At 61.1% G+C, this 13,232-nt stretch carries 9 protein-coding genes and 2 riboswitches; of the genes, 3 read left to right on the top strand and 6 right to left on the bottom strand.

Annotation, left to right across the window (positions count from 1 at the left end; all coding sequences use genetic code 11):
• Positions 1-65 precede the first annotated feature (65 nt).
• Positions 66-500 (bottom strand): Fur family transcriptional regulator, encoded by a 435-nt coding sequence (locus tag OF385_RS01580; protein ID WP_264276672.1) that lies wholly within the window; start codon positions 498-500, stop codon positions 66-68.
• A 652-nt stretch (positions 501-1,152) separates the two neighbouring features.
• On the opposite strand from OF385_RS01580, the gene OF385_RS01585 reads away from it, so the two are divergent.
• Entirely contained in the window at positions 1,153-3,009 is a 1,857-nt protein-coding gene (locus OF385_RS01585) for a BCCT family transporter (RefSeq protein WP_264276673.1), read from the top strand.
• Between the two features lie 69 nt (positions 3,010-3,078).
• Here the strand turns inward: OF385_RS01585 and acs are convergent, their stop codons facing one another.
• The 4 genes from acs to OF385_RS01605 all read right to left on the bottom strand — a co-directional run bounded on the left by acs (position 3,079) and on the right by OF385_RS01605 (position 7,846).
• Positions 3,079-5,040: an acetate--CoA ligase gene (gene acs / locus OF385_RS01590; protein WP_264276674.1), complete on the bottom strand. Its 1,962-nt coding sequence runs from the start codon at positions 5,038-5,040 to the stop codon at positions 3,079-3,081.
• A gap of 58 nt (positions 5,041-5,098) precedes the next feature.
• Positions 5,099-5,911, bottom strand: a complete 813-nt coding sequence (locus OF385_RS01595) for an ABC transporter permease (RefSeq protein ID WP_264276675.1) — start codon at positions 5,909-5,911, stop codon at positions 5,099-5,101.
• 6 nt (positions 5,912-5,917) lie between these two features.
• A complete protein-coding gene (locus OF385_RS01600) occupies positions 5,918-6,940 on the bottom strand; it encodes an aliphatic sulfonate ABC transporter substrate-binding protein (protein ID WP_264276676.1) in 1,023 nt (340 codons plus the stop codon).
• 84 nt (positions 6,941-7,024) lie between these two features.
• Positions 7,025-7,846, bottom strand: a complete 822-nt coding sequence (locus OF385_RS01605) for an ABC transporter ATP-binding protein (RefSeq protein WP_264276677.1) — start codon at positions 7,844-7,846, stop codon at positions 7,025-7,027.
• A gap of 5 nt (positions 7,847-7,851) precedes the next feature.
• A riboswitch (SAM riboswitch) is annotated at positions 7,852-7,957 on the bottom strand.
• 267 nt (positions 7,958-8,224) lie between these two features.
• Positions 8,225-8,316: riboswitch (SAM riboswitch) on the top strand.
• 16 nt (positions 8,317-8,332) lie between these two features.
• On the opposite strand from OF385_RS01605, the gene OF385_RS01610 reads away from it, so the two are divergent.
• Positions 8,333-9,673: an acyl-CoA dehydrogenase family protein gene (locus OF385_RS01610; protein ID WP_264276678.1), complete on the top strand. Its 1,341-nt coding sequence runs from the start codon at positions 8,333-8,335 to the stop codon at positions 9,671-9,673.
• Between the two features lie 51 nt (positions 9,674-9,724).
• Complete coding sequence (locus OF385_RS01615; protein ID WP_264276679.1) at positions 9,725-11,125, top strand: LLM class flavin-dependent oxidoreductase; 1,401 nt, start codon at positions 9,725-9,727, stop codon at positions 11,123-11,125.
• A gap of 85 nt (positions 11,126-11,210) precedes the next feature.
• Here OF385_RS01615 and ggt read toward each other — a convergent pair whose 3' ends face one another.
• A complete protein-coding gene (gene ggt / locus OF385_RS01620) occupies positions 11,211-13,031 on the bottom strand; it encodes a gamma-glutamyltransferase (protein WP_264276680.1) in 1,821 nt (606 codons plus the stop codon).
• Between the last annotated feature and the right edge of the window lie 201 nt (positions 13,032-13,232).

The following is a 13,232-nucleotide window of genomic DNA, read 5'->3' on the forward strand; positions in this document are numbered from 1 at the left end:
TCTCGCGGGAGGCCCCGCTGGATGGGAATGCGTCGGGGCCTTGTGGCTCCAACAACGGTGTGCGGCTACCCGCCCAGATTCTTGGCCTGGCACTCGGGGCAGGTGCCCCAATAGATGACTTCAGCCTCATCAATCTTGAAGCCGTGATCATCTGAAGCATGCAGGCAAGGCGCACCACCGACAGCGCAGTCGACGTCTGCCAAGCTGCCGCATTGACGGCAGACCACGTGATGGTGGTTGTCGCCGACGCGGGTTTCGTAGCGTGCTATGTGGCCTTGAGGCTGGATCTGGCGGATGACGCCCAAGCTGGTGAAAAGCTTGAGCGAATCGTAGACCGCTTGGTGCGACACCGTAGGGTGCTCATCGTGGACCGCCGAAATAATGGTTTCGGTGTCCGCGTGCGGGTGCGCGGCAACCGCAGCGAGCACAGCAACGCGTGGCTGAGTGACTCGCATTGAAGCCGCCTTGAGCACTCGCTCAATCCCGTCCATGGATGTCATACCTTCAGCATGACCGCTTATCTTGAATGAGTCAAGATAAGTCGAAATGTATTTCGGGTTACGACGCGGCTAATCGACAGAATCCTCGAGCGCCGGTTGCCATTCCGTGAATATTCCGCATAAGGCATATTTTCGGAACCACAGATGCCTGGGCCAAGGCGGGTCGCTGGCGAAAGCGCCCGACGGGAAATCCGCACCCGAATTCGGGCCCGGAATTCTTTGCGGGATCCGGGAATTTGTTCCTGCATGCGGTTGGAATCAACCTGACGCGAGGAAGCTCACATAGCTGTGAATAGCCTAAGGAATCAACGCCAAGGAGCGGTGCTGGAGGGGTGGAAACGGCGGGAAATCGGGCTTCTAGTTTGACCAACGATTGACGCCCGACCATGCTTATTAAGGACTATTTAGGATTTATTGTGACAATTCGAGATGAAATAGTGTCGCGTCATCGAACGAATTCTCATGACATTTGGCAGGCCAGCTGAACGAATCAGCGCCTGCTGGCACTAGTTTTGGATTCAGTGAATCGAAACCGATAAGCAATTCGCAATCAAGCACACTGCATGGCAATCGAGTCCTCGACGAAGGATTGCCCGTCGGGCTCCGCGCGATCTTTTCAGCCGCGGTGCCTAACCAGTGAAGGAAGAAAGCAATGAAGCAGACGGATCAATCATTTGAAGACCTCGTCGGCGAGCTGCATTCAGCTCGGCAACGACGACCAAAGAAATATGCGGCTTCAGGAACCGACTATTGGGTATTCGGTATCGCCGGCGCCCTTGCGCTGGCATTCATCGTATGGGGTTTCGTTACCCCAAAAGGCTTGGGTAAAGCCGCCAACGTGGCCCTTGACTGGGTCATCACCAACACCGGCTGGCTGTTTATCATCGCCGCCTCGGTCTTCGCCATATTTGTCATCGTGGTCGCCGCGAAGAACTTCGGGCGCATCCCGCTGGGCAAGGATGACGAAAAACCACAATTCAGCACGGTCTCATGGATCTCCATGATGTTTGCCACGGGCATGGGCATCGGACTGGTGTTCTACGGCGTTGGCGAACCACTGTTCTTCTACATGTCGCCTCCACCAGGCACCGTTGAAGGATCTACCGACGCCGCCTTGAGCACCGCGATGGGCACCACGCTCTTCCACTGGACCCTGTTCCCTTGGGCGATGTACGCCATCGTCGGCTTGGGCATGGCCTACGGCAGCTTCCGACTGGGCCGACCGCAGCTGTTCTCAGCGATGTTCTCCTCGATTTTCGGAGAGCGCATCGTCCACGGCTGGGGTGGCCGCACCATTAACATCCTGGCTATTATCGCCACGCTCTTCGGCTCCGCGTGTTCCCTGGGACTCGGCGCGCTGCAGATTGGCGGGGGCATCCAATCCGCCGGCATCATGGAAAAGGTCGGCTCCGGTGTCCTGGTAGTCATCATCGCGATTCTGACCGCACTGTTTGTCGCCTCGGCCGTCTCAGGCATCGAGCGAGGCATCCAGTGGCTGTCGAATATCAACATGGTTCTGGCAGTGATCTTGGCGCTGATCGTCTTCATCGGCGGACCGACGCTGTTCATCCTGAACGTCATCCCTAACGCAGTGGGCTCATTCATCGGCGACTTGCCTGAGATGGCCTCGCGCACCGCCGCCTCCGGCGACAGCACCATGTCCAGCTGGCTGTCCTCGTGGACCGTCTTCTACTGGGCTTGGTGGATCTCGTGGAGCCCATTCGTAGGCTTGTTCATCGCGCGTATTTCGCGCGGGCGCACCATCCGCCAGTTTGTCACCGGCGTGCTGCTGGTTCCTTCTGCTGTCACCCTGATCTGGTTCTCGATCTTCGGCGGCGGTGCTATTGGCCTGCAGGAGCGCGCTGAGCGTGCTGGAAACACCGGCGACATGCTGGCTAAGATGGCGGACGGGGCTCCGGACATCAACTTCGATTTGATCCTCTTCGGCCTGCTCGACAAGCTGCCGCTCTCTGGCTGGATCGCTACGGTCCTGATGGTGGTGACGGTCGTGCTGATCGCGATCTTCTTCGTCACTGGCGCCGACTCGGCCTCCATCGTGATGGGGGCGCTAAGCGAGCGAGGCGCGGAAGAGCCGACCAAGAAGTCCGTGGTCTTCTGGGGCGTTGCCACCGGTGCCGTGGCTGCGGTCATGCTGCTGGCTGGCGGCGATCATCCGGCGGCTGCGCTGAACGGGTTGAAGAACATCACGATTGTCTCGGCCCTGCCGTTCGTGATCGTCATGCTTTTGCTGTGCGTTGCGCTGTGGAAGGACCTGAGCCGGGATCCGCTGATCCTGCGCGGCAAGGTCGCCCGTACCGTGCTGGAGCAATCGGTGACCCAGGGCGTGGACCGGCATGAAGGCAGCCAGTTCAGTTTGATGACCACCGAGATTCCAATCATCAAACCGGCTGACAGGCCCGAAGCTGGTGACTCGGGATCCGCGCAGATCTTCGTCACCGAAGCTGATGCGAAAGATCCATCGGACTCCAACGAGTCCAAGGATTCCTAGCAGCAAATAGTTGAAGCCACGTCTCGCGGGACGTGGCTTCAACTATTTAATCGGGGCTAGCAGGTGGGACTAGCTGCGCGCCCGGCAGATCGCATTGATCTCGGGAATGCACGGTTCATTCTGCAAGCTGGTGGTATCACCCAGCGTGGTCCCCTCGAACAGCTGGGTGAGCAACCGGCGCATGATCTTGCCCGAACGCGTTTTGGGCACATCCGGAACGAGCACCACGTCGCGAGGCTTGGCGATCGGGCCAATCTGCGTGGTGACCGTGGAGCGCAGTTCAGCGATGAACTTCGCCTGGCGCGCAGCGAGCTGCTCATCAGGATTCTCGGCAATCAGCGACTTGTCCAAAGGCACCACAAAAGCCGTCGCGGCGTGGCCAGTCTTCGCATCCGCAGTCGGGCACACCCCGGCCTCCACGACACCCGGGTTGGTGACCAGCGCGGACTCGATTTCAATGGTGGACAGCCGGTGGCCGGAAATGTTGATCACGTCATCGGTGCGGCCCAGGATGAAGATATCTCCATCCTCGTCAAAACGCGCGCCGTCACCGGCGAGGAACCAGCCCTGCTGGACATACTGCTCCCAGTAGCTGGTGTAGTAGCGTTCCGGGTTGCCCCACACGGTACGCGCCATCGACGGCCCGGTCTGGGTGATGACGATATTGCCCTGGGTATTCGGCTCCACCCGTTGGCCCTGGCCATCAACAATGTCCACCGAGACTCCCGGCAAGGCGCGGGCAGCGCAACCCGGCTTGAAGTAGTCGTCGGTCGGCAGCGGGGAGAGGATGGTCGCGCCGGATTCGGACTGCCACCAGGTATCCACCATGGGCAGGCCCGCCGGGGTGTCGCGTCCGAGCTGCTCCCGGAACCACTTCCACGCTTCCGGGTTCACTGCTTCGCCCACGGTGCCGCCGGTGTTGATGGAGGACAGGTCGTACTGCGCGGGGATGCCCTCCGGGAACCAACCCATCAGCGAGCGGACCAGGGTGGGTGCGGTGTAGTAGCTGGTGACCTTGTAGCGTTCGATGACTTCAAAGTGGCGTCCTGGATGCGGGGCGTTGGGAACGCCTTCATAAATCACCTGGGTGACGCCGTTGGCCAGCGGACCGTAGATCTCGTAGGTGTGGGCGGTGACCCAGGCCAGGTCCGCGGTGCACCAGTGCACGTCGTGATCGCGCTGGGAAGGATCCGGGTTGGCGAAGAGCATGTTGTAGCTGGCGGCGGCCTGGGTCAGGTACCCGCCGGTGGTGTGCACCAGGCCTTTGGGCTGTCCGGTGGTGCCGGAGGTGTACATGATAAACAGCGGGGTTTCCGAGTCGAAGAACTGAGCCTGGTGCTCGGTCGGCTGGTTGTCGACGACATCGTGCCACCACACGTCGCGGCCTTCGGTCCACGGGATTTCATCGCCGGTGCGGCGAATGACCAGGACCTTCTCGATTTCGTTTTCGCCGGAGACCGCTTCGTCGGCGTTGCCCTTCACCGGCACCGAGGCGCCGCGGCGGAACTGGCCATCGGTGGTGACCAGTACCTTGGCCTTGGTGTCTTCCACGCGGAACTTCAGCGCTTCGGCGGAGAAGCCGCCGAAGACCAGCGAGTGGATCGCTCCGATGCGGGCGCAGGCCAGAGTGATGACGATGGTTTCAACGAGCACCGGGAGGTAGATGACCACGCGGTCGCCCTTGACGACACCTAGGGATTCCAGCGCGTTAGCCGCTTGGCTGACGCGTTCTTGGAGGTTCTTGTAGGTGACAGCTAACCGGTCGCCGGGCTCGCCCTCGAAGTACAGTGCCACTTTCTCGCCGCGCCCGGCAGCTACGTGTCGGTCGGCGCAGTTCACTGCGGCGTTGAGCTTGCCGCCCAGGTACCAGGAGATTTGCGGGCCGCGCTTGGCAGCTGGATCAGCTGGGAGGATCTGGCTGGTGGTGTGCCAGTAGGTGTCCCAATCGAGGAGGCGTGCCGCTTCATCCCAGAATGCTTGGCGTGCTTCCTCCGAGGCAAGAGTTGATGCGGATGCCGAGTCGATGGTCATGACAGAAAATTCCTTGAAGAGTATTGATGAAATTGATGGTTCTAGCGAGGCGCCGGATCTAGGTCCAGCGCTTGATGGCCCAGCGTTCGGCGATGGAGAGCAGCGCGTCGGTGATTTTTCCGAAGATGGCCAGCAAGATGATGGTCATGATCAGCCGGTCAAGCCTGCCGTTGTTCTGCGAATCGGTGAGCAAGAAGCCCAGGCCCATGGAAGCCCCGAGCAATTCTGCTGCGACCAGGAAGAGCCACGACTGGGCCAGCGCCAGGCGCAGGCCGGAGAAAATCGAGGGAACCACTGCGGGCAGCTGGACCGTGCGCAATAGCTTGACGCCGTTGAGCCCGAAAGAACGTGCGGCTTCAACCAGATGGGCATCCACGTGGCGCAACGCCAAGGCCACGGTGGTGAAGACCGGGAAGAAAGCGCCGATGATGACCAGCGTGACCTTGGAATCCTCGCCAATCTTCATCCACAGGACCAGCAGGGGAACCCATGCCAGTGACGGTACCGCGCGCAGCGCGCTGATGCTCAGCCCCAAGAGCGCATCGGCCAGCTTGGAGAGGCCCACCAGTGCACCGAGCAGCAAGCCCAAGAGAGAACCGAAGAAGAAGCCGAGCAGTACTCGCTGGGTGGAGATGCCAATATGCTTGCCGAGATCTCCGTCGCCGAGCAACTCAACGGCGGCCGAAACCACGGAACCTGGCGTAGGCAAGGTCCAAGGCGCTACCACTCCGGTGACTGTCACGACCTGCCAGGCGATCAAGGCTACGACCGGCAGGAACAGAGACAGCAGCCAGCGGGGAACGCGCAGAATGGTGTCGGCAATTCCGGGCTTGATCTTCTTCTTTGCTTCGGTGACGGTGGGGGAACTCATGGCTGGTTATTCTCCGGAAATCTTTGACGCGTCGGCCTTGGAAGCAAACTGGTCGTCAACGATCGTGGCTAGGGCATTGTCGACCGATTCCTGCTTGGACACATCGCCGCTGGCCACCAGGGTCGGAGCGATGGCGCCCAGGACCTTGGTGTAGTCGGCCCCTGGGGTTGCTGGAACATCCAGATTGGAGCGTTCCTCGATCACGGTGGATGCCACCTTCGGTTCCAGGCCGGCGACGTCAGCGAGGATCTCGGCGGTTTCCTCCGGGTGATCGACAGCCCATTCGCGGGCTTTTTCGTAGGAATCCACTACTAGCTGCGCCAGTTCAGGGCTCTGCTCGATGAAGTCCTCACGAGCGTTCAATGCACCGTAGGTGTTGAAGTCCAGGTTGCGGTACAACAGCTTGGCACCATCTTGTTCGGCGGCGGCCATGATCGGGTCCAGCCCGCTCCATGCATCGACCGAGTCATTGGCCAGAGCGGTTCGTCCGTCGGCGTGCTGCAGGTTCTGCAAGGTGATGTCTTCCTCGCTCAATCCTGCTTCCTCCAGTGCCTGGAGCAGGAAGAAGTACGGGTCGGTGCCCTTGGTCGCAGCGACCGTCTTGCCCTTCAGGTCCTTTACGGAGCTGATCTTCGAATCCTTGCCGACGACTAGTGCCGACCACTCGGGCTGAGAATACAGGTCGATGGTCTTTATTGGCGAGCCATTGGAGCGTGCCAGCAGCGCGGCGGAACCTGCCGTGGATCCGACGTCAACGGCGTCGGCGCGCAATGCTTCGTTGGCCTTGTTCGAGCCAGCGGACTGGATCCATTCCACGCTGACGCCCTGCTCCTTGGCCGCCTCGTCCAGCCATCCTTTTTCCTTGATGACCAGACTCAGCGGGTTGTAGGTGGCGTAGTCAATGGACAATGTCTTATCTGACCCGGAAGCGGCAGCGTTCTCGCCGGCGCAACCGGTCAGGGCCGCTGTGCCGAGCATCAGCGCTGCGGCAGAGAGTGCGGTGCGACGAGTGAAACGGTGTGAAAGCATGGGAATCCTCTAATCGGTGCGTGCGGGGGTGCGGCAGTACTGCCGTCGATGTGGTGGTTCTTGACACGCTAGGCGCGTTGGAAGTCAGTGATTGGTCGGGTCCACGCCGAGCAGGCGCAGCAGCCCTGCGCGGTGGGCAATGAATTGTTCATCGTTATGTTGGCGTGGGTGGGTAGCGCCAATTGCCAGGTCTTCGATGATGGTGGCCGCGGTGTCTGCTCCGTTGCGGCCCAGGACGATGACCCGGTCAGCCAAGGTCAATGCTTCGTCCACGTCGTGGGTCACCATGAGCACTGTGGTGGGCAAGGAAGCATGGATGGAGAGCAGCAGGTCCTGCATTTTCAGACGGGTGAGCGCGTCCAAAGCGCCGAATGGTTCATCCAAAAGCAGGACGCCCGGGCGACGGGCCAGCGCGCGAGCCAGCGAAACCCGCTGGGCCATGCCGCCGGAAATCTCGCGCGGCCGCAAATCGGCTGCATGGCTCAGGCCGGTAAGTTCGATGAGTTCGTCAATGAGTTGTTCGCCGTCGGCTTTGCCAGTGCCGGGCGCGAGTCCGAGCGCAATGTTTTCGCGTACCGAACGCCACGGCAGGAGCCGGGGTTCCTGGAAGGCCACCGCGCACAGTTCGTTGATTCCGAGCACTTCGTGATCGCCGGTGTGGATGCTTCCGGTGGTCGGGGTGTCCAGGCCAGAGACTGCACGCAGCAATGTCGACTTGCCGCAGCCGCTGGCACCAAGGATCGCGACCACCTGCCCTGCAGGGATCTGCAGGTTGATTCCGGATAGTACGGTTCGGTTTTCCTTCTTGCTGCTGAAGGTGCGCGATACCTCGCTGAAGTCGACACCGAGTGCCGTCGAGGTGCGGGCCGGGCCGTGTGCCCGGGGCTGTGCAAAGCTCAGTGCCATATTCATCTCCATCGGTCCTGGCGGTAGCACCGGCCTATGGAATGGTTGGTCATCCATAGGTGGTTGCTGCGGCGTCATTGAGCCAGATCTCTCGGCCGCTCGGGATGGTTACACGTCCATTACAGGGTTTCGAAGGATTTGAATGCAAATCTTGCGTAACATGAAAAATGTTCGATAACTGCGTCACATGCACGGGATATTTCGTTATTTATTTTATTGAATGCCTGTTTGATCGATGATGGGCGTTGATGATCAAGTCATCTTCGGCATGAACGGCCATTGGCCGTGCGACCTGCCTGTCAATCTGGTGCGTCACGGCGACGAAATGTGACTTCGCGGCTTGGAAGCACCGGTTTGTTACGGCTACAAATGAATGAAAACCCATCCAGAGCGGCTAAGAGATCTGGCTCGACGACGCCGCAGCAACCACCCGGATCGCGGGACGGTGCTACCGCCAGGACCGATGGAAAGAATTGAGGACTTCTGATGTCATTTGGCGAGTCGCCAAACACCTCCGGCGTGGACTTCAACCAGCTCAGCGACCCTTCGCAGGCCAGCGCCCTGGAGCTCGACGAGTTTCAAGAGCAGCTGCCCACCCGGCAGCTGCTGAAAGTCACCCCCGGTCCCAGCGCGGATGAGCAATACGACCGCCTGGCCGAAGTCTTCCGCCCGGTTTTCGCCCAGATCGCAGCCACCGCAAAGGACCGCGACCGCAATCGGGTCTTGCCTTTCGAGCAGGTGGGACTGCTGAACCGCGAGCGTTTCGGCGCGTTGCGCATCCCGGTGGCGGATGGCGGTTACGGTGCCCGTCTGGTCGACGTGTTCCGTCTGCTCATCGAACTCTCGGAAGCCGATTCCCATGTGGGCCAGTTGTGGCGTGCGCATATCGCCTTCGTTGAAAACGTCCTGGTCCTTGATGACCAAGAACTGCGCAGCAAGTGGATTGCCCGTATCGCCGCAGGGCAGATTGTCGGCAACGCTTACACCGAACGCGGCGGCAATGCCCTGGGCACCCTGAACACCAAGGTGAGCCCCGCGGACGACCGCTGGCTGGTCAACGGCGAAAAATACTACTGCACCGGCACCATTTTCGCGGATTGGACCACGGTAGCCGTAGCCCATCCGGACTTGCCCGGACGCCAGATCGCCGTGGTTTCCACCCAGCACAGCGGCGTGAAGATCCTTGATGACTGGGACGGGTTTGGCCAAGGTCTGACTGGAACTGGCACCACCGAATTCCATCAAGTCCCGGTGGACTCGTTCATTCCACAGCAATCCAACGATTCCGAGGCTGCGATCTTCCAGCTGGTGCTCATGGCCGTCCAGGCAGGTATTGCCCGGGCAGCCCTGAACGACCTGCGCATCTCGGTGCAGAACCGGACCCGAATCTTCACCACTGGAACCGGCGTGCCGGTGCACCGCGAACCGCAGGTGCTCCAACTGGTCGGCGAGGTCTCCGCGGAATCCTTTGCCGCCGATTCGGTGGTGATTGGAGCGGTCCTTGAAGTCGAAGCGGCGCTGGTGGATCCGGGGCTGAACGACGAGGAACGCTATGCGGTATGCGAACTCGCCGCGAACCGGGCGCAAACCATCGTCCAGCCACTGGTGATCGGCGCGACGAGCAAGCTCTTCGATGGACTTGGGGCATCAGCCACCAGCGTCGTCTGCAACTTGGACCGGCACTGGCGCAACGCCCGCACCATCGCCACCCATAACCCGGCCATCTACAAGGCCCGCATCGTAGGTGACTACGAAATCAATGCTGTCCAGCCGCAACGGCTTTCGGTCACCGGCGAAGACAGCAACCACCGGGGCTACGGCGCCTGAACGCCGCCCAACAGACTTCACTATTACCCAACCATGGCAAGGGGAACAAGAATGAGCCAGCAGCGCGAGATTCTCTTCAACGCATTCGATATGAATTGCGTGGTGCACCAGTCGCCGGGCCTCTGGCGCCACCCGGAGGACAAGGCTTCGACCTACAACACCATCGGCTACTGGACCCACCTGGCAAAGGTGCTGGAAAAGGGCAAATTCGACGGGCTATTCATTGCCGACGTGCTGGGCACCTACGATGTCTTCAACGGCACCAACGAATCCCCGTTGCGTTCCGGCGCCCAGGCCCCGGTCAACGACCCGATGATGCTGGTCTCCGCCATGGCCGCCGTGACCGAAAATCTCGGCTTCGGCGTTACCGCGGGCACCGCCTACGAGCATCCTTACGCTTTCGCCCGCCGCCTGGCCACCCTGGATCACCTGACCAACGGCCGTGTGGGCTGGAACGTGGTGACCGGTTACCTGCCATCGGCCGCCCGCAATATGGGCCAGGAAGACCAGATGGAGCACGACGAGCGCTACAACCACGCGGATGAGTATCTCGAAGTGGTCTACAAGCTGCTTGAAGGCTCGTGGGAAGACGACGCGGTGCAAAACAACAAGGGAACCGGGATCTATACCGACCCGGCCAAGGTGCACGACATCGAGCACGAAGGCAAGTACTTCAAGGTGCCGGGCATCGCCATCACCGAGCCTTCCACCCAGCGCACCCCGGTCATCTACCAGGCCGGTGCCTCCTCGCGGGGCATCACGTTCGCCTCGCAAAACGCCGAGGCGGTCTTCGTGACCAGCCCGACCCGCGAAATCCTCAAGGCCACCGTCACCAAGATCCGTGACGCCGTCGAGGCCGCAGGCCGCGACCGCTACGATGTGAAGATCTTCGCGATGCAGACCATCATCACCGATGAGACCTCGGAGAAGGCCCAGGCCAAGTACGAGGACTACAAGTCCTACGCCGACATTGAAGGCGCCCAGGTGCTGATCTCCGGCTGGATGGGCGTAGACCTGTCCGAACTGGATCCGGATGAACCGCTGGGTTCCAACGTGAAGTCCAACGCCATCCAATCGTCGGTGGAAACCTTCCAGAAGGCCAGCGGCGATGATGGCAATCCATGGACCATCCGCCAGTTGGCCGAGTGGGTGGGCGTGGGAGGCTTCGGGCCGATCACCGTCGGCTCAGGAGCTGAGGTGGCAGAGAAGCTTATTGAGTGGGTCGACTACACCGACGTGGACGGCTTCAACTTGGCGTATGCGGTGACCCCCGGGACCTTCGAGGACGTCGTCGAATACGTCGTTCCCGAGCTTCAAGCTCGCGGGGCCTACAAGACCGAATATGCTCAAGGATCGCTGCGCAATAAGCTCTTTGGCGCCGGCGACCGGGTGAAGGATACCCACCGCGCGGCGCAGTTCAAGATTTCCAGCCGCCTGGCCACCCAGGGCTGATCAGCGGGCAAGAAGCCTCGACCTAGAACCAACGCCGGCTCCGTCCACCCTCACAGGTGGACGGAGCCGGCGTTGCTCTCCGGACTTACCTCGCGGGAGCCACCACCATGGCGGAGCCTCCGCCGCGGCGCACCGGTTCGGCCGCTGCGGTCAGCGTTCCATCAGCGTGGATCTCCACGGCTTCCACCGCGCCGATCTCTGCCTGCGGGGTGAAGGAACCCCCGGCCGGGGTGAGCTTGTGGCCAAAAGCTTCCAATGCCGAGCCGTATCGGGAGATGAATTCCGGCTCCGCGGTCACCGCTGCGGTATTGCGCTGCGAGGCGCGTGGGGCGGCGATCGCCTGGCTGATGTCCATGCCCAGGTCAAAGCGGTTGATCAGGGTCTGCAGCACCGTGGTGATGATCGTGGAACCACCCGGGGAGCCAATAGCCAGCACCGGCTCGCCATCACGCAGGACGATGGTCGGCGCCATGGAAGAACGCGGGCGCTTGCCTGGCTCGATGCGGTTTGGATCCTCTGGATCATAGACAGTGGAGAAGTCCGTGAGCTCGTTGTTCAGCAGGAAGCCGCGACCTGGGACGACCATGCCCGAGCCGCCGGTCTGCTCGATGGTCAGCGTGTAGGAGACCACGTTGCCCCAGCGGTCCACGACTGACAGGTGGGTGGTGGAGATGTTCTCGGTATCCTGCTCCACGGCAGGCTCGGTAGTTGCCGCAGGGCACTGGCCATCAAAATTCTCGATATCGCCCGGTGCCACCGGCTTGATTGCCGCCTGCTCCGGGTTCAGCGCGCAGGCGCGGTCATTACCGAAGAGCTTGCTGGTCAGCGTCTTGGTCGGCACATCGACAAAGGCAGGATCACCGACGTACTTGCCGCGGTCAGCATAGGCCAGCGCAGTGGCCTCGAAATAGTGGTGCAAAGCGTCAGCCGGCTCCATCGAGGACAGGTCGTAGTTGCCCAGGATGTTCAGCGATTCACCCATGGTGGTGCCGCCGCTGGAGGAGGGAGCCATGCCGAAGACATCGAGCCCACGGTAGTTCACCGTGGTTGGCTTCTGCTCAGCCACTTCGTAGTTTGCAAGGTCATCGGTGCTGACAAAGCCTGCGGGAACAGGCAGCTTGGTGTCCTCGACCTTGGGCGGGGTCTGGACCGTCTGGGAAATTTCGGCGGCTAGGTCGCCCTGGTAGAACGCCTTGGGGCCTTCCTTGGCCAGCAAACGGTAGGTGTCTGCCAGTTCGGGATTCTTGAAGATGGCCCCGACCTGTGGTGCATCGCCATCGGGGAGGAACAGGTCGCTGGTGGAGGCGAATGCTTCGAAGCGTTCCTTGTTATCCAGGGTCTGTTCTCGGAAGGTCTCATCAACGACAAAACCACGCGAAGCGACCTGGGTTGCCGGGCGCAGAACCTGCTTCAGGCTTTGCGAACCCCAATTATCCAAGGCCCGCTGCCAGGTGGCGACGGTGCCTGGAACGCCTACGGCAGCACCGCTGGTCACCAGTTCCGGAGTGAAGTTGTACGGTTCGCCGGTGCTCGGGTCGATGAAGGCATCGTGCGGAGTGGCCGCAGGCGCGGTTTCGCGTCCGTCAATGGTATTGACCTTGCCGGAGGCAGCGTCGTAGTACATGAAGTATCCGCCGCCGATACCGGCGCTGTAGGGTTCGGTCACGCCGAGCGCCGCTGCTGTGGCAACCGCGGCATCCACGGCGTTGCCTCCCTTGCGCAGGACTTCAATGCCTGCTGCGGAAGCTTCCGGATCAACTGAAGAGACCGCGCCGCCGGTGCCCGTGGCGGTAGGGGTCTTCTCGGTCTGGCGTGGCTCGGCGCTCGCCGGAATCGCGCTGAAGGCGCCCAATCCCAGGGAGAGGATTGCGGCACCAGCCAGTGCGCGCACACTTGATCGTTGCATACTTTGATCTCCTGAAAAGGTGGGGATGAAGGTATGCGTGAATTTACGGGAGACGCTCGATTCCGCGATGAAGTGACACGCGCCATCTTCTCCGGTTCGTTGTATTTTCGCCCATGTGGAAGAAATAAGTTTGGATATGACATTAAACAGGGGGAGGCAATCAGCGGACGAGTCATCGTCCTGGCTGATTGCCTCCGCTGC

Source organism: Glutamicibacter sp. JL.03c (assembly GCF_025854375.1).
Classification (GTDB): domain Bacteria; phylum Actinomycetota; class Actinomycetes; order Actinomycetales; family Micrococcaceae; genus Glutamicibacter.

What these genes read in the sequence shown, in the direction of transcription:
- OF385_RS01580 (WP_264276672.1), bottom strand. Translation starts at nt 500, where the DNA reads ATGACATCCATGGACGGGATTGAGCGAGTGCTCAAGGCGGCTTCAATG.
- OF385_RS01585 (WP_264276673.1), top strand. Translation starts at nt 1,153, where the DNA reads ATGAAGCAGACGGATCAATCATTTGAAGACCTCGTCGGCGAGCTGCAT.
- acs (WP_264276674.1), bottom strand. Translation starts at nt 5,040, where the DNA reads ATGACCATCGACTCGGCATCCGCATCAACTCTTGCCTCGGAGGAAGCA.
- OF385_RS01595 (WP_264276675.1), bottom strand. Translation starts at nt 5,911, where the DNA reads ATGAGTTCCCCCACCGTCACCGAAGCAAAGAAGAAGATCAAGCCCGGA.
- OF385_RS01600 (WP_264276676.1), bottom strand. Translation starts at nt 6,940, where the DNA reads ATGCTTTCACACCGTTTCACTCGTCGCACCGCACTCTCTGCCGCAGCG.
- OF385_RS01605 (WP_264276677.1), bottom strand. Translation starts at nt 7,846, where the DNA reads ATGGCACTGAGCTTTGCACAGCCCCGGGCACACGGCCCGGCCCGCACC.
- OF385_RS01610 (WP_264276678.1), top strand. Translation starts at nt 8,333, where the DNA reads ATGTCATTTGGCGAGTCGCCAAACACCTCCGGCGTGGACTTCAACCAG.
- OF385_RS01615 (WP_264276679.1), top strand. Translation starts at nt 9,725, where the DNA reads ATGAGCCAGCAGCGCGAGATTCTCTTCAACGCATTCGATATGAATTGC.
- ggt (WP_264276680.1), bottom strand. Translation starts at nt 13,031, where the DNA reads ATGCAACGATCAAGTGTGCGCGCACTGGCTGGTGCCGCAATCCTCTCC.